The sequence below is a fragment of the Paraburkholderia xenovorans LB400 genome (assembly GCF_000013645.1).
Taxonomy (GTDB): domain Bacteria; phylum Pseudomonadota; class Gammaproteobacteria; order Burkholderiales; family Burkholderiaceae; genus Paraburkholderia; species Paraburkholderia xenovorans.
Genome location: NC_007951.1, coordinates 197,494 through 219,864, shown reverse-complemented (window position 1 = coordinate 219,864; position 22,371 = coordinate 197,494). Strand labels below are relative to the sequence as shown.

Here is a 22,371-nt window from a genome sequence, read left to right as displayed (position 1 = left end):
CCACCACGCAGCCGCGCTTACATATTGCGGCGGTACTGCCCGCCCACTTCAAACAGCGCGTGCGTGATCTGTCCGAGCGAGCAGACACGCACGACATCCATCAGCACCGCGAACACATTTTCATCGTCGATCACGGCGCGCTTCAGGCGTTCGAGCGCGGCCGGCGCCGCGTCGCGATGCTGCGCCTGGAAAGCACGCAGGCGTTGCAACTGGCTTTGTTTCTCATCGTCGGTGGAACGGGCTAGCGCGATCGGCTGCGGCGCTTCATGCGGATGCGCGCTCAAGAACGTGTTCACGCCGACGATCGGATAAGACCCGTCGTGCTTGCGGTGCTCATACAGCATCGACTCGTCCTGGATGCGCCCGCGCTGATAGCCGGTTTCCATCGCACCCAGTACGCCGCCTCGCTCGGTCAGCCGGTCGAATTCGGCCAGAACCGCTTCTTCCACCAGGTCGGTCAGCTCCTCGATCACGAAGCTGCCCTGATTCGGATTCTGATTCTTCGCGAGTCCCCATTCACGGTTGATAATCAACTGGATCGCCACCGCGCGGCGCACGGATTCCTCGGTGGGCGTGGTGATCGCTTCGTCGAACGCATTCGTATGGAGCGAATTGCAATTGTCGTAGATCGCGATCAGCGCCTGCAGCGTGGTGCGGATATCGTTGAAGTCGATCTCCTGCGCGTGCAGGCTGCGGCCCGACGTCTGCACGTGATACTTGAGCTTCTGGCTGCGTTCGTTCGCGCCGTAGCGCTCGCGCATGGCGACGGCCCAGATGCGTCGCGCGACGCGGCCCAGCACCGTGTACTCCGGGTCCATGCCGTTTGAAAAGAAGAACGACAGATTCGGCGCGAAGTCGTCGATCGACATGCCGCGGGCGAGATAGGCCTCCACATACGTGAAGCCGTTCGCGAGCGTGTACGCGAGTTGCGAAATCGGATTCGCGCCGGCTTCGGCGATGTGATAGCCGGAGATCGAGACCGAATAGAAATTGCGCACGCCATGCTCGACGAAGTACGCCTGAATATCGCCCATCACCTTCAGGCTGAATTCGGTCGAGAAAATGCAGGTGTTCTGGCCTTGGTCTTCCTTCAGGATATCGGCCTGCACGGTGCCGCGCACGTTTTCCAGCGCGGTGCGGCGCGTCGCGGCGAGTTCGTCTTCGGTGAGCGGGCGGCCTTGCCGCTGTGTCGTACGCGCGATTTGCTGATCGATCGCGACGTTGAAGAACATCGCCAGGATGGTCGGCGCGGGGCCGTTGATCGTCATCGAGACCGAGGTTTCCGGCGCGCAGAGGTCGAAACCGTCGTAGAGCGTCTTCATGTCGTCGAGCGTCGCGACGGAGACGCCGGAATTGCCCACTTTGCCGTAGATGTCGGGACGCTCGTGCGGCTCTTCACCGTACAGCGTGACCGAATCGAACGCAGTCGACAGACGTTTGGCCGGCATGCCTTCCGAGAGCAGTTTGAAGCGGCGATTGGTGCGTTGCGGATCGCCTTCGCCGGCGAACATGCGGGTCGGGTCTTCGTTTTCGCGGCGGAACGGGAACACGCCGGCGGTGAAGGGGAAGTAGCCGGGCAGATTGTCGAGCATCAGCCAGCGCAGAATCTCGCCGTGATCGACGAATTTCGGCAGGGAGACTTTGCGGACTTCGGAGCCGGAAAGCGTCGCGACGGTCAGCGCGGTGCGGATTTCACGGTCGCGGACGCGGACGATGTGTTCAGTGCCCGAGTAAGCGGCGACGATTTCCGGCCAGGTGTCGAGGAGGATGCGCTCGCGTTCGCCGAGCGAGGCGGTGCGTTGGGTGATCAGCGTGTCGAGTTGCGAGAGGGTTGGGTTGAGCGCGTCGGTTGGGGTGGCTGTGCCGCTGGTTGCGGAAGCGTTTGAGTTCGCGGTTGTGTTTGCTCCTGGGCTTGCGTTTGCTTTCGAGCTTGTGCTTGTACATGCGTTTGCTTTCGAGCTTGCGCTTGCTCCTGGGCTTGCACTTGTGGCAACAGTGGACCTTGCGGCCTCACCCGTCTCAACGAGCATCCTGCGCGCCTCGATCAGCTGCCAGCGCTCGCGCGCAAGGCGCGCTTGCGCATCGGCTCGCTCGCGATAAGCGTGGATCGTCTGCGCAATATCCGCCAGATAACGCACGCGGGCGGGCGGCACGATGGCGTTGCGCCCGCTCGAAAAACGCAGATCTTCGGGCGCGGCAAGACGGCCGCCGCCCGAACGCAAACCATGCTTGCGCAACGCTTCGGCAACGTGCCGATACAGCGCGGTCACGCCGTCGTCGTTAAAGCGCGAGGCGATCGTTCCGAACACCGGCATCGCTTCCGGCGACTTCGCGAAGTCGGCGCGATTGCGCTGCACCTGCTTGGCGACATCGCGCAACGCGTCCCGCGCGCCTTTGCGATCGAACTTGTTGATCGCGACGAAGCTGGCAAAGTCGAGCATGTCGATCTTCTCCAGCTGGCTGGCCGCGCCGAATTCCGGCGTCATGACATACAGCGATTCGTCGACGAACGGCACGATCGCCGCATTGCCCTGGCCGATGCCGGATGTTTCCACGACGATCAGATCGAAGCCCGCCGCCTTGCAGAGCATCAGCGCGTCGGGCAGCGAGTCGGAGATTTCGCTCGATGCTTCGCGCGTCGCCATCGAGCGCATGTACACGCGCGCGCCGCCGCCCCAGTCGCCGATCGCGTTCATGCGGATGCGGTCGCCCAGCAGCGCGCCGCCGGACTTGCGGCGCGAAGGGTCGATGGCGAGCACGGCGATGGTGAGGGCGTCGCCGTAGTCGAGGCGAAAGCGACGAATCAATTCGTCGGTGAGCGACGATTTGCCGGCGCCGCCGGTTCCGGTAATGCCGAGGAGGGGGATCGCGGTTACTTCTGCTAGAGCGGACAGCTTGTCCCGCGTGTTGACGTCGATGGCGGCCGTTTCGAACGCGCTGATGAGTTGCGCGAGTCGGCGGAAAACCAGGGATGCCGGGTCGGGGATGCCGGCTGTGCTAGCTGTGCTAGCTGTGCTGGCTGTGCTGGCTGTGCTGGCTGTGCTGGCTGCGTCGGCTGCGTCCGCTGCGTCCGCTGCGTCCGCTGCGTCCGCTGCGTCCGCTACGCTGCCAGTGTTGGCCGTGTTGGCCGTGTTGGCCGTGTTGGCCGTGTCGGCCGTGTCGGCCGTGCTGGCCGCGCGGACGCCTCTGTCCAAATGATCGCCGCGCCCCGCCGCGGCCACGCGACTCGCCTCGCTCGACGGATTGCGCGCGACGGCCCCCTGCCGGTCAACACCCACGTCGTCGCGCGAATCAAAACGCGGCAGCCCATGCTCCGAAAACTCCGCCGCCCACGCGCCGACCTGACTCTCCCCTGTGGCCGCCGCCGCGCGCGCACCTTCGGCGCAGCGCGCGATCATATCGTCGATCATGCCTTGCAGACCAAGCCGCTGGCCGTCCTGCGGCGAATAGATCTTCTCGACGCCATAGCGTTCGAGCCCGGCGATCTCTTCGGGGACGATCACCCCGCCGCCGCCGCCGAACACCTTGATGCGCTCGCCGCCGCGCGCGCGCAGCAAGTCGACCAGATAGCGGAAATATTCGTTGTGACCGCCCTGGTAGCTGGACACGGCGACGCCGTCGGCGTCCTCGTGCAGCGCGGCGGTGGCGACTTCATCGACGGAGCGGTTGTGGCCGAGGTGAATCACCTCGACGCCGCTCGCCTGAAGAATGCGCCGCATGATATTGATCGACGCATCGTGGCCGTCGAACAACGCAGCCGCGGTGACAAAGCGCAGTCGCCGGCCCGCGGGCAGCTTGTGGCTGCCGGCGCGCTGCGGCGTGGACAGATCGGTCATGTCTCCCCCAGATCGTTACGCGTATGGGTGCTGGCAACCAGTATAGCGAAACGGTTCGCGGCGCTTGACCGTCCTCGGCGCCTACCGCACCGCCAACGCCTTGATCTGTTCGAGCGACGGCCACAGCGACTCGTTGGCGAACCGCTCAGCGAGGAAGTCGACAAACGAGCGCACCTTGGCCGACAGATGCCGGCGGCTCGCGTAGACCACATAAATCGGCAGCTCGCGCGGCGGCACGTCGTCAACCAGCAGCGGCACGAGGCGCCCCGCGGCCAGATCGTCGCCGATCACTTCGGTGCCGAGCATCGCGATGCCCGCGCCCTGCAGCACGATCACACGCTGCGCTTCGAGATGGTTGACGATCAGGTTGCCCGTCAGGCGTACGCGCGAAGAAGCTTCGCCGGTTGCCGGCGCGATTTCGAGCGCCGACACGCCCGCGTACTGGAGATAGTTGTGACGCGCGAGGTCGGCCACGGTTTTCGGCGTGCCGTGCCGTTTCAGATAGGCAGGCGACGCGCACAGCACGAGATGCGCGGTCGCGATCTGCCGCGCGATCAATGAAGAAGACTTGAGCCCGCCCGGCGAAGCCCGGATGGCGACATCGAAACCTTCGTCGATCAGTTCGACCACCCGGTCGGAGAGTGTCATATCGACGGTGACCTGCGGATACTGCGCGGCGTAGTCCGCCACCGCGGCCATCACATGGCTCAAACCGAACGCCGACAGCGACGACACCCGCAAGCGCCCCTGCGGCACGACGCTCGCGGCGCCGACCGCCTGTTCGGCCTCTTCGAGCTCGGCGAGCACCTGGCTCAGACGCTCGTAATATTCGCGGCCCGCCTCGGTGGGCGCGACCCGCCGCGTGGTGCGGTTCAGGAGCCGCGCGCCGAGTTGCTGTTCGAGATGCATCACGTGTTTGCTCGCCATCGCCGCCGACATCTCCATCCGTTCGGCCGCGCCGACAAAGCTGCCGACTTCGACCACATGCCGGAACACTTTCATGCTGACGAGGGTATCCATCTCAATCGCTCGCTTCAGGAATCAATCGACGGCATTTTGCCGGGTTTATCAAAAGCTGGTCGGCAAAGCACGCGTCCATGAAAGGAATCCCGGCGTCAGAAAGCAAAAAAACCCGCCTTCGGAAGAAGACGGGCTTGGGAGATCAAGCTGATGCGGCCAGTGCGCGATACCCGCGAGCAGGCGCCGCGCGGCGCGGCCGTGACGCTCAGAACTTGGCGCGCAGGCCGACGCCGTAGGTGTTGCCGCTCGACTGATTGCTGATGTGGTCGTACAGATAAGCCGCGTAGATGTCCGTGCGCTTGGACAGCGGATAGTCGTAGCCGATCGCAGCCGTCTGGCGGGTCTGGTCGAAGCCGCCGCCGTCGCGCGAATAGGCGTACGACGCCATCACCGTGCCCGGGCCGAACGGCACCGAGGCGCCGCCCTGCGCCGTGTTCACGTGCCAGCTCGTGACCTGCTGGTCGTTGTACGTGTACATGTACTGGCCGAAGAACTTCACGAACTTCAGGTCGTAGGACAGGCCGAGCTGCGCGACGCTCTGGCTCTTCAGGCCGGGCACGCCCGACGTGCTGAAGCTGCCGAGGTCGCTCGGCACGTTGTTGAAGTTCACGTACTGATAGACGGCCGTTGCCGCGAACGGGCCGTGGAAGTACAGCACCTGGCCGCTCCACTTCTTCGCGCCGTTCTCGGTCGTGTTGCCGAGCGCATACATGGCCGTCGCCGAGAGGCCGTTGAAGTTCGGCGACGAGTACGACACCGCGTTGCTCCAGCCGGAGTCGCCCGTCACGCCCTGGTCCGTCGAGTAGGTGGGGAACGTGCCGAGGCCGAGGTACGTGTGATAGACCATCGGCGAGAACACGTACGAGTCGATGAACGGGTTGAACAGAATCGTCGACACGAACAGCGGCGTCGTCAGGCGGCCCGCGGTAACCGTGCCGTAGGGCGATTCGATACCGACGTACGCGTTACGCGAGAACATCGTGTCGCCCGTGAAGCGGCCGTACTGGCCGTTCTGCGCGAGAAAGAAGCCTTCCAGCGCGAAGATCGCCTTGTAGCCGTTGCCCAGATCCTCCGCCCCCTTCAGGCCCCAGTACGAAGTCGACATGCCGCCGCCGGAGACTTGCACCGAAGTCTTGCCGCCCGGGAATTTCTGCGCGCCGACCCATTCGTCGACCTGACCGTAGAGCTGCACGCTCGATTGCGCAAAAGCAGACGATGCACTGGCCAGCAGAGCGGCACACGCGGTTGCCTTGAGGGTGGTCTTCAGCGCACTGCTGATGCTTGCTTTCATGGGTTCTCCTGTCTTTGTCAAAAGGGGTGTGGCTGTGCGAAAGGGGCGCTCACGCGAACCATTGTTGTTGTCCGTTCGATCATTGAGCCGATCTGGGCGGGACCATCTTTGCGGACCATTTTTATGAACAAAAATATCGCTGGTTATTGCGGGTATATCGCTCTGATTAGTTTTGTTGTTTATCGGCCTGATAAAAGCCCCGGCCGACCGTGCGCTCGCGGTGTCGCCGCAACCTCTGCCGCACCGCGCAAAGCATTGCTGACACTGCGCCGGACGGTGCGATCACGCTCAAGATGACAAGCGAATGACGCACCGCCGCAGAAACGACCTGATTTGACGACGGGAGGGGCCGTGCTGCCGAGTGTTTTCAAAAAAGTGTGGCGTCGAAACGTCACCTGGCGGGCAGACCTGGGGCGCGACGAAGCGCAGCGCCGCTGTCGGGCGATCTCGAAGACGAGGAGAAGGGGTTCGGAGGCGGTTCGGCGGGCGTGGCGGACGCGATGTCCGCGCAACGCCTAATTCCGGTAAGGCGAGCCTTCCGGCTGGCGCGGGTCGTCCGCCTGGCGCTGCATGGCGCGCGTGGCACCGCGTTCTTCGTTGTAACGGGCGACGTCCGCGCGGATCGAGCCGGCACGGACCGGCGCATTGACCGGCGGCCGCGGCACGGCACGCGACTCGGCACTCACCGGCGTGATGGCGCCGGCGTACTGCATGCCGCCGCGGCCGTCGCCGGCGTAACCGGCGGGTGCGGCTACGCGGCGCATGCCCGGGTTGTAAATCCCGAACCCGTTGCCATAATTGCCGCCCGCGCCATTCACTCCACCGCGCGGCAGATGCGCGTCGCGATCCGCCATTGTGGTATGCGCTGGTCCCGCAGTTGCGCCGTTGTAACTGCCGCCGTGATGCAGGTTGCCGCGTACGGCGTGATTGGTGGGGGCATGCGCATAGCCGCCACTGCCGCCGTGCGGCATGCCAGGCGCTTTCGCATAGGCGAACGAGCACAGCGCGGCGATAACCGCGCCCAACGCCCAGTGCCTCGTTCTCGACAACCCGTCCACCCAGTGACTCTCATGCCCGAAGACTTGCCTGAAAGCCCACCGTTCGAGCTGCGATGGACTTGTTTTGGGACTGGCATGAGCGCTGCGACGATATCGCAACGCTAGGCATCCCGACGGCCTTTGAACCGTAATTTATGGGTGCGGGCAGAGGGTGTCGAGCCAAAAAGTGTTAGGCCTCGCCCGCGGATGTAACACCTTGTTACTGCGACGTTTTTCTACGACAGAGCACTTGCGTGAACGCCCGGAAAACGCTTGCTTTCAAGACCTTAGCGAGATAACAGACAGGGCTTTGCGTATGACGAATCGCGGTCCCGTTTTCATCTGGATTGTTAAAAGTGCATGGACCAAACAGATGGCGTCGCCAATACTGAAAACAGCCTCCATGCCGTGCGGGTTCTTCCGGAAACAGGCGCCACAATGCGCGATCCTCATTAATCGATTCGGTAAATGAATTTGCATTTTCAATCAGAAATCAACAACAATAGACGTTTCCCATAAGCTGGAGCGGCGCCTTCATACGTGCGGCCCGCGTGCTTTTCCGCGTCACTGAATCGAGATTCCGATATGGCTCGCCCGAAACTGCTTCCCGACAACTTCACCTTGTGCCTCGTCAGCACCGTGATCCTTGCCAGCTTCCTGCCGGTTCACGGTCAGGCCGCCGTCGGGTTCAACTGGGTGACGAACGTGGCGGTCGGCCTGCTGTTTTTCCTGCACGGCGCCAAACTCTCACGCGAAGCGATCGTTGCGGGCGCGACGCACTGGCGCTTGCACGCGGTAGTGCTGCTCAGCACGTTCGCGCTGTTTCCGCTGCTCGGCCTCGCGCTTAAACCGCTCCTTTCGCCACTTGTCACGCCGGCGCTCTATGCGGGGGTCCTCTTCCTCTGCACGCTGCCGTCTACGGTTCAGTCGTCGATCGCGTTCACGTCCATTGCCAAAGGCAACGTGCCGGCTGCCGTATGCAGCGCGTCGGCCTCGAGCCTGCTCGGCATCTTCATCACGCCCGCACTCGTCAGCGTCGTCATCACCAATCAGGCGGCCGGCGGCGGTGCTTCGCCGTGGCACACGGTGGGCAATATCGTGCTGCAGCTTCTGGTGCCGTTCGTGGCCGGGCAGTTGCTGCGCCCGCTGATCGGCAAGTGGATCGAGCGCAATCGCGGCGTGCTGAAATTCGTCGACCAGGGCTCGATCCTGCTGGTGGTGTACGGCGCATTCAGCGAGGCCGTTACCGAAGGCCTGTGGCACCAGATTCCGCTCTCCGCGCTCGGCGGCCTGCTGGTGGTGTGCGTCGTGCTGTTGGCTCTCGCTCTGGCTGTAACGATGTTCGTCAGCAAGCGGCTCGGCTTTAGCCGCGCGGACCAGATCACCATCATCTTCTGCGGTTCGAAGAAGAGTCTCGCCGCCGGCGTGCCGATGGCCAAGGTGATTTTCGCCTCGCATGCGGTGGGCGCGGTGGTCTTGCCGCTCATGCTGTTCCACCAGATCCAGTTGATGGTGTGCGCCGCGCTCGCGCAGCGCTGGGGCGCGCGCGACACCAGCGGCGAGACCCGCGCCGCCTCGCGCGAGCGGCCCGCCGCCGCCGTCGCGCGCCATTGAATACGCGCGCAATGCAAACAGGACATTCATAAGCGCCCTCCCTGAGCGTCATTTGAAGAAAGCCGCCTCGCGCGGCTTTTTTGTTATTTCACGCGCAAACGCCGCCGCTGTCGCCTCGTCCGGACGGCATAGGCAGATTCCTGGCAACGCGGACCCGGCGAACGGAAGGCCGCCGCTGCAGACGCAAATCCAGCCGCACCGCGCCGGTGCGACGCGTCACTAAAAGTTCACTTAATTACCCGCAGGTCCGGCCGATAAGCCAAAGGTCGATCGCTACCCCACCTGCCATGCAACCTAGCCCGCCCTCCCGATCCGCCGCGCCGCGCATCGAGGAACTGATAGCCCGGCGCGATCTGTCCGCCGTTTTCCAGCCAATCATCGATTTCGAAGACGGCGCGATCCTCGGCTACGAAGGTCTGATTCGCGGGCCGGCGGGCACGCCGCTCGAAGCACCGTTCGCGCTGTTTTCGCAAGCGCTCGCCGAGGGCTGCGGCATCGCACTCGAACGCGCCGCCGCGCGCACCTGCATCGAAGCGTTCGCGCGGCTCGAATTCGACGGCAAGCTGTTTCTGAATTTCAGCGCGGGCGCACTCCGCCAACTGGCCGGGACGCGCGATGAAACGCTAGCGCTCCTGCGTCATCACGGCGTCGATCCGCAGCGGCTGGTAATCGAGCTGACGGAGCAAAGCACGATTCCCGACGTGGGCAGTTTCCTGCCCGTGATCGCGGCGCTGCGCAGTGACGGCGCGCAATTCGCGCTCGACGATTACGGCACCGCGAACGCCAGCATGAACCTGTGGGTGCGGTTGCAGCCGGACGTCGTGAAGATCGACCGCTTCTTCATTCACGACATTGCCTGCGACCCGCTCAAGTTCGAAGCCGTGCGCGCCATGCAGCACTTCGCCAGCGCAAGCGGTGCGCGGCTCGTGGCCGAGGGCATCGAAAACGAAGCGGACCTGATCGTGGTGCGCGACATGGGGATCGGCTGCGGTCAGGGGTTTTTCTTCGGCCGTCCGCACGCGCAGCCGGCCCGCAAGGTGACCGACGACGCCCGCGACGCGCTTCGCGCCGGCCACATCGCGGTGTTTCCCGAAACCACGCGCACGGTGAGCAGTGCGTCGCCTTCGGGCGGCATGGCGTCGGCGAAAATGCTGGTGCACGCGCCCGCGCTGCCGCGCCAGGCCACCAATAACGACGTGCTCGAACTGTTCAACCGTCTGCCCGACCTGCACGCGGTCGCGGTGGTCGAGCACGACGAGCCGGTCGCGCTGATCAACCGCCGCAGTTTCATGGACCGCTACGCGCTGCCGTATCACCGGGAACTGTTCGGCAAGCGCCCTTGCCTGCTGTTCGCCAACGCGTCGCCGGTCATCATCGAAAAATCGATGACGGTCGAGCAGATGGCCAAGCTCCTCGCGAGCGACGATCAGCGCTATCTCGCCGATGGCTTCGTCATCACCGACAACGGCAAATACGCCGGCCTCGGCACCGGCGAAAACCTCGTGCGCGCGGTGACCGAGGTGCGCATCGAAGCGGCGCGCTACGCGAATCCGCTGACCTTCCTGCCGGGCAATATCCCGATCAGTTCGCACATTGCCCGCCTGCTCGGCAACGACGCCGGTTTCTACGCGTGCTACGTCGATCTGAATCACTTCAAGCCGTTCAACGATCAATACGGCTACTGGCAAGGCGACGAAGTGTTGAAATTCGCGGCCCTCGTGCTCGCCGACGTGTGCGACCCGACCCGCGACTTCCTCGGACACGTGGGCGGCGACGACTTCCTGATTCTGTTCCAGAGCGAAGACTGGCGCGAACGCGTGCTGCGCGCGATCCACGTATTCAACGAGGGCGCGCAGCGCTTTTACGCGCCGGCCGACCGGCTCGCCGGCGGTATTCACGGCGAGGACCGGCGCGGCAATCCGACCTTCTTCGGTTTCGTGACGATGGCGATCGGCTGCGTGCACGTCGAGCCCGGCGAGGGACCGTCGCTCTATACCAGCGAGGAAATCGCCTCCGTTGCGGCACTGGCCAAGCGGCGCGCGAAACACGAGGCGAGCGGTTTCGTGCTGATCGACGCGGACGAGAGCGTGGCGTTACTGCGTGGACAAGCAGAAGCCGTGCATGTCTCGCTAGAGTGAAGATGCGGCTTACCGAGGCGGCTTCGGAGATTGTTTAGCTAATTTTACTAAACATAAAATTTCGGACCAAGACCATAGCGTACGGGTATTTACGGGTATCGATCGACGGATTCTCGGGCTGTTTTAGCACGGTTTTACTATACAATCGCCCGAACCCAAACACCGTGCGGCCGCCCACGCGCGCCCGCCTGATTCGATGGCCACAACTATCCGCGACGTCGCCCGCGCGGCCAGCGTGTCGATCGGCACCGTCTCACGCGCATTGAAGAACCAGCCGGGTCTCTCCGAGGCCACCCGCGAGCGCGTCGTCGAGGCGGCGCGCAAGCTCGGCTATGACGCCGCGCAATTGCGCCCGCGCATCCGCCGTCTCACCTTTCTGCTGCACCGTCAGCACAACAATTTCGCTGTGAGCCCGTTCTTTTCGCACGTGCTGCACGGCGTGGAAGATGCCTGCCGCGAGCGCGGCATCGTGCCGTCCGTGCTGACCGCCGGCCCGACTGAAGACGTGATCCAGCAAATGCGCCTGCATGCGCCGGATGCAGTGGCGATTGCCGGTTTCGTCGAACCGGAAACGCTCGCCACGCTGGTGGCCATGCAGCGCCCGCTCGTGCTGATCGACCTGTGGGCGCCCGGCCTGCGCTCGGTGAATCTCGACAACGCCGCGGGCGCCACGCTTGCCATGCGGCATCTGTTCGAACAGCAGCGCAAGCGCGTCGCGTTCATCGGCGGCTCGCTTGCGCACTTCAGCATCGCGCAGCGGGCGCTCGGCTACCGGCGCGCGTTTTTCGAAGCGGGGCTGCTGTTCGACCCGTCGCTGGAAGTGACCATCGACGCAGGCCTCGACCCCGCCAGCGGCGCCGCGCGCGCCATGCATCAACTGCTCGACGCACCGGGCCCGCGCCCCGACGCCGTGTTTGCCTACAACGACGCCGCCGCGCTCGCCGCGCTGCGCGCATGCCTCGCGCGCGGCCTGCGCGTGCCCGAGGACATCGCCATCATCGGTTTCGACGACATTCCCGCCGCCGCGCATGCCACGCCGCCGCTGTCCACCATCTCGGTCGACAAGGAAGCGCTCGGCCGGCGCGGCGTCGAGCTCCTGCTCGAAGACGCACCCGCCGAACCGGAAGTCCGTCTGCCCGTCCATCTCATTGCCCGTGCCAGTACTTTGGTGAAAACGCCATGACGCAATCCGATCCGCTACACCCCGCCAACGGCGCCGCCGCGGTGCCGCCCGTCGAGAGCTTCCGCTCGCGCGACTTTCTGCTCTCGCACGTGCAGGACACGCTGCGCTTTTACGCGCCGAACGTGCTTGATCCGAGCGGCGGCTTTTTCCATTTCTTCCGCGACGACGGTACGGTCTACAACAGGACCACCCGGCATCTGGTGAGCAGTTGCCGCTTCGTCTTCAACTACGCGATGGCGTATCGCCAGTTCGGCGACCCGCAGCATCTCGAATACGCGCGCCACGGTTTGCGGTTCCTGCGCGAGGCGCATTGGGACGCCCAGCATGAAGGCTACGACTGGGAACTCGAATGGCACGACGGCAGGAAGCGCACGCTCGATGCGACGCGCCACTGCTACGGCCTCGCGTTCGTCCTGCTCGCGTATTCGCATGCGGCAATGGCCGGCATCGAGGAAGCGAAACCGATGATCGGCGCGACCTTCGAGTTGATGGAGCACCGTTTCTGGGACGCCGCTGCGGGCCTCTACGCCGACGAAGCCTCGCCCGGATGGCAAGTCAGTTCGTATCGCGGGCAGAACGCGAACATGCACACCACCGAGGCGCTGCTCGCCGCGCACGAAGCGACCGGCCATCTCGTCTATCTGGATCGCGCCGAGCGGGTGGCGTCGAATATCACGCTGCGCCAGGCGAAGCTGTCGCAGGGTCTGGTGTGGGAGCACTTTCACGCCGACTGGTCGGTGGACTGGCACTACAACGAGGAAGACAGCTCGAACATCTTCCGCCCGTGGGGTTTTCAGCCGGGGCATCAAACCGAATGGGCGAAGCTGCTGCTGATCCTCGAGCGCTACCGTCCGTTGCCGTGGCTGCTGCCGCGCGCCATCGAACTGTTCGACGCCGCCATGACGCACGCGTGGGACGAAGACCACGGCGGCCTCTATTACGGCTTCGGACCCGACGGCACCGTGTGCGACCACGACAAGTATTTCTGGGTCCAGGCCGAGACTTTCGCGACGGCGGCGCTGCTCGGCAAGCGCACCGGCAACGAACGCTTCTGGGACTGGTACGACGAGATCTGGCGCTATAGCTGGGCGCATTTCGTCGATCACAAATATGGCGCGTGGTATCGCATCCTCACGTGCGACAACCGCAAGTACAGCGACGAAAAAAGCCCGGCCGGCAAGACCGACTATCACACGATGGGCGCGTGCTACGAGGTCCTGGCCCACGCGCTGCCCAATGGCGCGGCCGCCGCATCCGAATCCGCGGAGCAGACAAAATGAGCAACCCTGGCGTGAACAGCGAATTCCCTCTCTTCGTCTCAGCCGGCGACATCCTCACCGATCTCGTGCGCACCGGCCCTTCCCAATGGCTCTCGCGTCCCGGTGGCGCCGGCTGGAACGTGGCGCGCTGCGTGGCGCGGCTCGGCCTGCCCACGGCATGCGCCGGCTCACTGGGCGTCGACAATTTCTCCGACGAACTGTGGAACGCCAGCGTCGCCGCAGGGCTCGACATGCGCTTCATGCAGCGCGTGGAACGCCCGCCCCTGCTCGCGATCGTGCATCAGACGCATCCGCCCGCGTATTTCTTCATGGGCGAGAACGGCGCCGATCTGGCTTTCGATCCGGCACGCCTGCCGGCAGGCTGGGCGAGCCACGTGAAGTGGGCGCACTTCGGCTGCATCAGCCTCGTGCGGCAGCCGCTCGGCAACACGCTCGCAGCGCTCGCGGCGCAGTTGCGCTCGCAAGGCGTGAAAATCAGTTTCGATCCGAACTACCGCAATCTGATGGAGCATGGCTACGAGCCCACGTTGCGAAAAATGGCCGCGCTCGCGGATCTGATCAAGGTATCGGACGAAGACCTGCGCCTGCTCTTCAAAACCGACGACGAAGCCAGCGCGCTTGCGCAACTGCGGGCCATGAACCCCGCCGCCACCGTGCTGGTGACGCGCGGACCGGAGACCGCCGTGCTGATCGACGGCGCCGTGGTGACCGAGGCCCGGCCGCCGCGCGTCGAGGTCGTCGACACGGTCGGCGCGGGCGACGCGTCCATCGGCGGCCTGCTGTTCAGCCTGATGACCGCGCCGCAGCGGGCGTGGCCCGAACACCTCGCGTTCGCGCTGGCCGCCGGGGCGGCCGCGTGCCGCCATGCCGGCGCGCACGCGCCGTCGCTCGATGAAGTGGTCGCGCTGCTGTAATCCTGTTGCCTTGTGCGGCGCGCATTGTCACCGGCAGGGAGCGCCGCCAGCGCGGAGAACCGAACCTTCATCATCGTGCTAGGATGAAAAAACCGAAACCTTTGGAAGACGGAGAGACGGCATGGACGACATCACCTACACCAAAGGCATCTACACGGCCATTGCCTCGACAAGAGAAATAGAAGAAGACACCTGGCAGGGCGTGGTCACCCTCTCGCGCGACGAAGGCGACGAAACCGCCGACCAGGAAACCACGGTCTACGAAGTCGAAGCCACTTCGTCGACGCCGGAGGAAGCCCTCGAGGAAGCCAAGGCGCTCGCTCATCGCATCCTCGGGGAAATCGAACTCTAGGCAGACCGGCGCCGCGCCCTTCGCGTTTGCGTTTGCCTGTGCGTTCGCGTTGCGCCACCCTGGACCTACCGGCCGGAGGCGGTCATGGCTGAACAACTCTTCCTGTACGGCGTGTATTCGATTCACGTCCGCCCGCTCCAACTCAACGGTGCACGCTGGGATGCGGAATACGAAATCCGTCATCGCGAAAAAGCCGTCAAACCGTGGACGACGGTAGGCGGCGACAACGGCTACGATGCCGAGACCGAAGCGGTCGCGGCGGCTCATCAGCAGGCCGTCGACGATATCGAACACGGTGCGGGCATTCCCAGGCCGCGCGCTTTTCCGTAAGTGTGACGCGCGCGCAGCCGTGGCGTGGTTGCGTGGTTGCGTGGTTGCATGGTTGTTTGAGTGCTTGATTGCACGGCGCCGGGCGCGATGACGCCGTACCGGCATGCGTGAACGAAGCGCCGTTCGTGGCGCGCAGTAGCGCGCCGGCGCGATGCGCGCACACGTATTGCAAGGCCGGACGTGAGCACGACAGCACACCGCACCGGCCCTTTCCGCCACACCCGCGACGCGCCTGCACATCCGCCGAAAATCAGCTTTCGCAGACCAGGCGGCGTGCTACGCTTTGGCCTTTTTTCATTTCCACGAATCAGCGATGGCTACAAAACCCACGGACCGTCCTTCCGCCTTCGGCAACGGCGAAGCACGCGCGCCAACGCGCCGCCCGCGCGGCAGCCGCGAACTGCGCCTGGACGATCGCGTGATCATCGCGCACGGCGTGCCGACACCGCTCTGGCAGGATCTCTATCACCGCGCGCTCGCGGTTCGCTGGCCGACGTTTTTCGTCTCGCTCGCGGTGCTGTTCCTGCTGCTCAACACCGCGTTCGCCACGCTCTACATGCTGGGCAGCGCGCCGATCGCCAACCAGTTTCCCGCCGGTTTCGGCGGCGCGTTTTTCTTTAGCGTCGAAACGCTCGCCACGGTCGGATACGGCGACATGCATCCGCAAACCGTCTACGCGCACTGGATCGCCACGCTGGAAATTTTCGTCGGCATGTCCAGCATTGCGTTGGCGACGGGCCTGATCTTCGCGCGCTTTTCGCGCCCGCACGCCAAGATCATGTTCGCCCGCTATGCGGTGATCCGGCCGCTCGACGGCCGCATGACGCTGATGGTGCGCTCGGCCAACGCGCGTCAGAACGTGATCGCCGAAGCGCACGCAAGGCTGCGCCTTTTGCGCCAGGAAACCACCGCCGAAGGCTATACGCTGCGCAAACTCTATGATCTGACGCTGGTGCGCGATCAGCACCCGGTGTTCAAGCTGGGCTGGACGGTCATGCATATCGTCGACGAGAGCAGCCCGCTGTTCGGCGAAACCGCCGAAACGCTCAAGCAACGCGACACTTCGCTGATTCTGACGCTGGAAGGCGTCGACGAGTCGACCGCGCAAACCATGCAGGCACGCCACCTGTGGTCGTGCGATCAGATCCGCTGGCATTACCGTTTCGTCGACATCATGAGCGAGCAGGACGGCGTGAGCCATATCGACTACTCGCATTTCGACGAGATCGCGCCGCTCGACGAGGCGCCGATCGCCGCCGCGAGAGCAACGGCGCCCACGCCATAAGACGTTCGACACGCGCGGAAACCGCACCAGGGCAGACCCGAATACGACCGCGGCGCGGTAGATCTATCTCAAAACTCCGTTAAAACGCGCGGCTCTTCTCGCCTATTCGTGAACGACTGGTCAAAGTAGAAAAAATCCACTCCAATCGGCGCTAAAAAATAGAGTCTCTTTCGCTGCGTGACGTTTGTGGTCCCCACCACCGCGCGCGGATGCAAATATTGGAGACTCACCCATGACCGCTCGCCTGCCCATCGACGGCACGCCCGCACTCGCCGATTACAAGCTGTCCGACAACCTCACCGCGACGCGCGGCCGCATCTTCCTGACCGGCACGCAAGCGCTGGTGCGCCTCGTGCTCATGCAGCGCGCCGCCGACAAGGCACGCGGCATGAACACCGCCGGTTTCATCAGCGGTTATCGCGGCTCGCCGCTCGGCATGGTCGATCAGCAGTTGTGGAAGGCGAAGAAACTGCTCGCGGCGAGTGATATCCGCTTCCTGCCCGCCATCAACGAAGAACTCGGCGGCACCGCCGTACTCGGCACGCAGCGAGTGGAATCGGACCCGGAGCGCACCGTCGAGGGCGTTTTCGCGATGTGGTACGGCAAGGGCCCGGGCGTGGACCGCGCCGGCGACGCGCTCAAGCACGGCAACGCCTACGGCTCGTCGCCGCACGGCGGCGTGCTGGTGGTGGCGGGCGACGATCACGGCTGCGTGTCGTCGTCCATGCCGCATCAGAGCGACTTCGCGTTGATGGCCTGGCATATGCCGGTCGTCAATCCGTCGAACATCGCGGACATGCTCGAGTTCGGTTTGTACGGCTGGGAATTGTCGCGCTTCTCCGGCGCGTGGGTCGGCTACAAGGCGATCTCCGAAACGGTCGAATCGGGCTCGACCGTCGATCTCGACGCGCTGCGCACCGACTGGGCCGCGCCGCAGGATTTCGAAGCGCCGGCCGGCGGCCTGCACAATCGCTGGCCGGATCTGCCGAGCCTGACGATCGAGTCGCGCATGCATGCGAAGCTCGACGCGGTGCGGCACTTCGCGCGCGTGAACAGCATCGACAAATGGATCGCGCCGAGCCCGCACGCGAACGTGGGGATCGTGACCTGCGGCAAGGCGCATCTGGACCTGATGGAGACGCTGCGCCGCCTCGATCTGACGGTCGCCGATCTGGAAGCGGCCGGCGTGCGCATCTACAAGGTCGGCCTGTCGTTTCCGCTGGAAATGACGCGTATCGATGCGTTCGTCTCCGGCCTGTCCGAAGTGCTGGTGATCGAGGAGAAAGGCCCGGTCATCGAACAGCAGATCAAGGACTATCTGTACAACCGCACGCAAGGCACGCGGCCGATCGTGGTCGGCAAGAACGCCGAAGACGGCACGCTGCTGCTGTCGTCGCTCGGGGAATTGCGGCCGTCGCGCATTCTGCCGGTGTTCGCCAACTGGCTCGCAAAGCACAAGCCCGCGCTCGATCGCCGCGAACGCGTGGTCGATCTGGTCGCGCCGCAAATTCTCTCGAACGCCGCGGACAGCGTGAAGCGCACGCCGTATTTCTGCTCGGGCTGCCCGCACAATACGTCGACGAAAGTGCCTGACGGGTCGATCGCGCATGCGGGGATCGGCTGTCACTTCATGGCGTCGTGGATGGAGCGCGACACGACCGGTCTCATCCAGATGGGCGGCGAAGGCGTGGACTGGGCGTCGCATTCCATGTTCACGAAAACGCGCCACGTGTTCCAGAATCTCGGCGACGGCACGTACTTCCATTCCGGCATTCTGGCGATCCGCCAGGCGGTCGCCGCGAAAGCCACCATCACGTACAAGATTCTCTATAACGACGCCGTTGCGATGACGGGCGGCCAGCCGGTGGACGGCAGCATCTCGGTGCCGCAGATCGCGCGCCAGGTGGAAGCCGAAGGGGTGTCGCGCTTCGTCGTGGTCAGCGACGAGCCGGAAAAGTACGACGGCCATCACGACCTCTTTCCGAAGGGCACCACGTTCCACCATCGCAGTGAAATGGACACCGTGCAGCGCGAATTGCGCGACACCGACGGCGTGACCGTGCTGATCTACGACCAGACCTGCGCGGCGGAAAAACGCCGGCGCCGGAAAAAAGGCGAATTCCCCGATCCGGACAAGCGTCTTTTCATCAACGAGGAAGTCTGCGAAGGCTGCGGCGATTGCGGCGTGCAGTCGAATTGCCTGTCGGTGGAACCGGTTGAAACGGCATTGGGCCGCAAGCGCCGCATCGATCAATCGTCGTGCAACAAAGACTACTCGTGCGTGAACGGCTTCTGCCCGAGCTTCGTCACGGTGGAAGGCGGCAAGCTGAAGAAAGCCGCGGGCGCCGCGTTCGATCCGGCGGCACTCGCCGCGCGCGTCGACGCGCTGCCGCTTCCCGCCACGCATCTCGACGCCGCGCCGTACGACATTCTGGTGACGGGCGTCGGCGGCACGGGCGTCGTGACGGTCGGTGCATTGATCAGCATGGCCGCGCATCTGGAAGGCAAGAGCGCGTCGGTGCTCGACTTCATGGGCTTCGCGCAAAAGGGCGGGGCGGTGCTCTCGTTCGTGCGGTTCGCCGCGCGCGACGAGTGGCTCAACCAGGTGCGTATCGACACGCAACAGGCCGACGTGCTGCTCGCCTGCGACATGGTGGTCGGCGCGAGCGCCGATGCGCTGCAAACGGTACGTCATGGCCGCACGCGCATTGTCGTGAACACGCACGCGATTCCGAACGCGACGTTCGTGACGAATCCGGACGCAACGCTGCACGCCGACGCGCTGCTCGACAAGATGCGTCACGCGGCCGGCGCCGAACGCATGTCGACGTGCGACGCGCAGGCGCTCGCCACGCGCTTTCTCGGCGACACCATCGGCGCGAACATTCTGATGCTCGGTTATGCCTGGCAACTCGGTCTGGTGCCGGTCTCGTTCGGCGCGATGATGCGTGCGATCGAGTTGAACAACGTCGCGGTGCCGATGAACCAGCTCGCGTTTTCGATCGGCCGCCTCGCTGCCGAAGATCCGGCCGCGCTCGAATCGCTGTGGCAAGCACGGCATCAGGCGAAGCAGCCTGTGCGCGTCGATACGCTCGACGAACTGATCGCACACCGCGAAGGGCGTCTCCAGATTTACGGCGGCGCGAGCTACGTGAAGCGCTATCGCGCGCTGGTCGATGCGGCACGCCGCGCGGAAACCGCCGCGGATGCGAACAGCGAGCGCGTGACGCGCGCGGTGGCGACCACGTTCTATCGCCTGCTCGCGGTGAAGGACGAATACGAAGTGGCGCGCCTGCATACCGACGCCGCATTCCGTGAAGCACTGGAAGCGCAATTCGAAGGCGTGGCCGGCAAGGACTTCGGCATCAAGTTCAATCTCGCGCCGCCCACGCTCACGCGCCCGGAACCCGGCAAGAATCCGGCCAAGAAAACCTTCGGTCAATGGATGTGGCCGGTGCTTGGCACGCTGGCGAAATTCCGCGCTCTGCGCGGCACGCCACTCGATCCGTTCGGCCGCACGCTGGAGCGCAAGATGGAGCGCGAACTCGCCGGCGACTACGAAACCACGTTGCAGCGTGCGCTCGCGAAGCTCGGCGCCGACAACCTCGAAGACGTGGCGAAGCTGGCCGATCTGCACGCCCGTGTACGTGGCTATGGTCACGTGAAACTCGCGAATCTGGCGGGTGTGAAGCGTGGCGAGCGCGACCTCGCCGCACGCCTGCGGATCGAAGCGGCAACGGGCGAGTCGGTGCGCAAATCGCTGGAAGAGGTGAAAGGCGCGGGACAGTTGCGCGGGATTCCGGTGGTCGTGGCGAAGTAGTGTTATCGCAAGACTGGCCACGCGGTTGGCCGCACGCGGACATGCGTGAATAGATGCCGCTTCGGGAGCGATCCCGCAGCGGCATTTTCTTTGCCCGATGATTTGTCCGCGCGATGCGTCGGGACGCTTACGTCTGCGCGTCCAGCAGCGCTCTGACCTTCGCGACCTTGTCGGCGTCCACCGGCGCGAGACCGTTGCCGTTCACCCGAACGCCTGAACCGAAATGCACCGCTTCGACTTGCGTGCCGCTCACAAAACCGGCGATCGCATCGACCGTCAAACCGGCGCCGGCCAGCACCGTCAAGTGCGAACCGGAGGCTTGCCGCACCAGTTCACGGATCGTAGCTTCCGCATGCAGTACCGATGGCTGCCCACCCGAGGTCAACACGTTCGTCACGGCGTCGAAACCGAGCAGCACGTCGAGCGATTCGCGCAGATCACGCGCCTCGTCGAACGCGCGATGGAAGGTGATGGCCAATCCGTCGGCCGCATCGATCGCGCGGGCGAGACCTTCGCGGTCGATCCCGCCTGCCGCGTCGAGCATGCCGATCACGACACCGTTCGCGCCCGCCGCGTTGACCGCCCGCACGTCGCGCAGCATCACTGCGTAGTCGTCGGCGTCGTACACGAACGAACGGCTATGCGGCCGCACGATTACGTTCACGGGAATCTCGACCGCCGCCACTACGGCTTCGATCAGGCCGAGGCTCGGCGTGAGGCCGCCCTCGCCCATCGCTGTGACGAGTTCGAGACGGTTGGCGCCCGCTTGCGCGGCAAGGCGCGCGTCGGCAACGGTCGTGGCGATGACTTCCAGAAGAGCGGACATAAGCACGGCTGAGGATCGTTGAAACCGACATGATCCCCCAAAAATACGCCGCGCCGCCCCTGGTAGTTTTGTCACCCCCGAAAGGAATCGTCGCAGGGCGACAGTCAGGCGGCACACTCAACACTCAATAACGCTCTTCGTCCACCCAGTCGATGTCGCCGCACAGCACGCAGGTCTGCTCGCCAACCCGCGTCGCCACGGAAAGCGTGACGCACGGCAACGCCTCGTTGATCGACAGATAAGGGCGCGTCACATGCACCCGTTCCGGCGCATTGATCGCGTCGCGAAAATACGGGCGACGCAGCCAGTTCGCCCCTTGCGCGTCGGCCAGCGGCAGAAAGCGCGTTTCATGCGCCGCACGGTCGGCGCGCAGCACGACGTTGCGGCCCGCCTGCCTGCCCTTCGCGTCGAGCAGGAAGCAGCGCGCGGCATGGTCCAGCGCAAGAAAATTCCAGCACACCTCTTCGAGCGGTTCGCCGGCCGCGAGGCGTTCCGCCGCCCGCTCGAAAGCCCGCAGGTACGGCGCGAGCCGGCTGGCATTGCGGCGCTCGCGTGCTTCGGCCTGGTCGCGGTAACGCTCGGTCAGTTCGCTGATGCAGGTGGTCGCGTGCAACGCGTCGGCCGCACCCGGATTCGGGCGGCCGAAGAAAAAGCCTTGCACGAAGTCCGCGTTGCAGGCGAGCGCCATCTGCGCTTCATGCTCCGTTTCCACGCCTTCGATGAGCACGAGCTTGCCTGCTTCGTGCAGCAGCGCGACGAGGCCGGGCAGAATCGTCGCCATGTCCGCGCGGTGCGCTGCGTGCGACAGCATGATGCGGTCGAGTTTCACGATATCGGGATTCAATTGCCAGATCCGCTCGACGTTCGAGTGTCCCGCGCCGAAGTCGTCGAGCGCGATCAGGAAACCGCGCTCGCGGAACTGCCGCACGGCGTCGGCGAGACGCTCCAGATCTTCCGCGCGATGCTCCAGCACCTCGAGCACGATGCGCCGCGGCGACAGGTCGAGCCGCTTCAGCGTGGCCAGCAACGCGGCCGCCAGATAGGGATCGGTGAGCGCCGCGGGATGCACGTTCAGGAACAGCCACTCACGCTCGGCGCCGAGCACCTTGAAATTCTCCAGATGCAGAGTCTGCGCGAGCCTGTCCACCTGCAGCACTTCGCCGAGGCGCGCGGCCTCGCCGAACACGTCGAGCGGCGACACGGGCCGATCGAGCGCGTCATGCGCGCGCAGCAAGCCCTCGTAGCCGACCGCCCGCATATGCGAGAGGCTGAAAATCGGCTGGAACACGCTGCTCAGCGTGAGTTCGCCATGCTTCACCGTAAAACGTTCGAGCCCCGACGTCATCTCGACATCGAAGCCATGCGGCGCGCCGGCCGTCCTTTCCTGTTGCGCAATCGTCATGCAGTCCTCTCACGCGAGAGCCGGGCCGGTCCGAACGCGAAGG

At 64.6% G+C, this 22,371-nt stretch carries 15 protein-coding genes; 9 read left to right on the top strand and 6 right to left on the bottom strand.

All coding sequences use genetic code 11. From position 1 onward, the window contains the following. Positions 1-17: 17 nt before the first annotated feature. The 4 genes from BXE_RS00915 to BXE_RS00900 all read right to left on the bottom strand — a co-directional run bounded on the left by BXE_RS00915 (position 18) and on the right by BXE_RS00900 (position 7,205). Positions 18-3,836, bottom strand: a complete 3,819-nt coding sequence (locus BXE_RS00915; protein ID WP_011486567.1) for a methylmalonyl-CoA mutase family protein — start codon at positions 3,834-3,836, stop codon at positions 18-20. Positions 3,837-3,917: 81 nt separating this feature from the next. Continuing rightward, positions 3,918-4,856 (bottom strand): LysR family transcriptional regulator, encoded by a 939-nt coding sequence (locus BXE_RS00910; protein ID WP_011486566.1) that lies wholly within the window; start codon positions 4,854-4,856, stop codon positions 3,918-3,920. 205 nt (positions 4,857-5,061) lie between these two features. Further along, entirely contained in the window at positions 5,062-6,147 is a 1,086-nt protein-coding gene (locus BXE_RS00905) for a porin (RefSeq protein WP_011486565.1), read from the bottom strand. Positions 6,148-6,662: 515 nt separating this feature from the next. Continuing rightward, positions 6,663-7,205 (bottom strand): hypothetical protein, encoded by a 543-nt coding sequence (locus BXE_RS00900; RefSeq protein ID WP_038457068.1) that lies wholly within the window; start codon positions 7,203-7,205, stop codon positions 6,663-6,665. Between the two features lie 564 nt (positions 7,206-7,769). On the opposite strand from BXE_RS00900, the gene BXE_RS00895 reads away from it, so the two are divergent. From BXE_RS00895 to BXE_RS00855, 9 genes are all read left to right on the top strand, one after another. Further along, a complete protein-coding gene (locus BXE_RS00895) occupies positions 7,770-8,798 on the top strand; it encodes a bile acid:sodium symporter family protein (RefSeq protein ID WP_011486562.1) in 1,029 nt (342 codons plus the stop codon). 287 nt (positions 8,799-9,085) lie between these two features. Next, positions 9,086-10,936: an EAL domain-containing protein gene (locus BXE_RS00890; protein WP_011486561.1), complete on the top strand. Its 1,851-nt coding sequence runs from the start codon at positions 9,086-9,088 to the stop codon at positions 10,934-10,936. Positions 10,937-11,132: 196 nt separating this feature from the next. Further along, positions 11,133-12,119 carry a LacI family DNA-binding transcriptional regulator gene (locus BXE_RS00885; protein ID WP_011486560.1) on the top strand — a complete coding sequence of 329 codons (987 nt, stop codon included), beginning with the start codon at positions 11,133-11,135 and terminating at the stop codon, positions 12,117-12,119. Beyond that, on the top strand, positions 12,116-13,399 hold the full coding sequence (locus BXE_RS00880) for an AGE family epimerase/isomerase (RefSeq protein ID WP_011486559.1): 1,284 nt from the start codon (positions 12,116-12,118) through the stop codon (positions 13,397-13,399). Before BXE_RS00885 ends, BXE_RS00880 begins: the two co-directional genes overlap by 4 nt. Then, on the top strand, positions 13,396-14,313 hold the full coding sequence (locus BXE_RS00875; protein WP_011486558.1) for a carbohydrate kinase family protein: 918 nt from the start codon (positions 13,396-13,398) through the stop codon (positions 14,311-14,313). The genes BXE_RS00880 and BXE_RS00875 overlap by 4 nt, the downstream gene beginning before the upstream one ends. Before the next feature lie 121 nt (positions 14,314-14,434). Beyond that, on the top strand, positions 14,435-14,665 hold the full coding sequence (locus BXE_RS00870) for a hypothetical protein (protein WP_007179583.1): 231 nt from the start codon (positions 14,435-14,437) through the stop codon (positions 14,663-14,665). An 84-nt stretch (positions 14,666-14,749) separates the two neighbouring features. Then, entirely contained in the window at positions 14,750-14,995 is a 246-nt protein-coding gene (locus BXE_RS00865; RefSeq protein ID WP_011486557.1) for a hypothetical protein, read from the top strand. Positions 14,996-15,308: 313 nt separating this feature from the next. After that, positions 15,309-16,280 carry an ion channel gene (locus BXE_RS00860; protein ID WP_011486556.1) on the top strand — a complete coding sequence of 324 codons (972 nt, stop codon included), beginning with the start codon at positions 15,309-15,311 and terminating at the stop codon, positions 16,278-16,280. Positions 16,281-16,512: 232 nt separating this feature from the next. Further along, a complete protein-coding gene (locus BXE_RS00855; RefSeq protein ID WP_011486555.1) occupies positions 16,513-20,100 on the top strand; it encodes an indolepyruvate ferredoxin oxidoreductase family protein in 3,588 nt (1,195 codons plus the stop codon). Between the two features lie 127 nt (positions 20,101-20,227). Here the strand turns inward: BXE_RS00855 and BXE_RS00850 are convergent, their stop codons facing one another. Next, a complete protein-coding gene (locus BXE_RS00850) occupies positions 20,228-20,926 on the bottom strand; it encodes a copper homeostasis protein CutC (protein WP_011486554.1) in 699 nt (232 codons plus the stop codon). A 124-nt stretch (positions 20,927-21,050) separates the two neighbouring features. Then, the gene (locus BXE_RS00845) at positions 21,051-22,328 is read right to left on the bottom strand and encodes a sensor domain-containing phosphodiesterase (RefSeq protein ID WP_011486553.1); all 1,278 of its coding nucleotides are present in this window, start codon (positions 22,326-22,328) and stop codon (positions 21,051-21,053) included. Between the last annotated feature and the right edge of the window lie 43 nt (positions 22,329-22,371).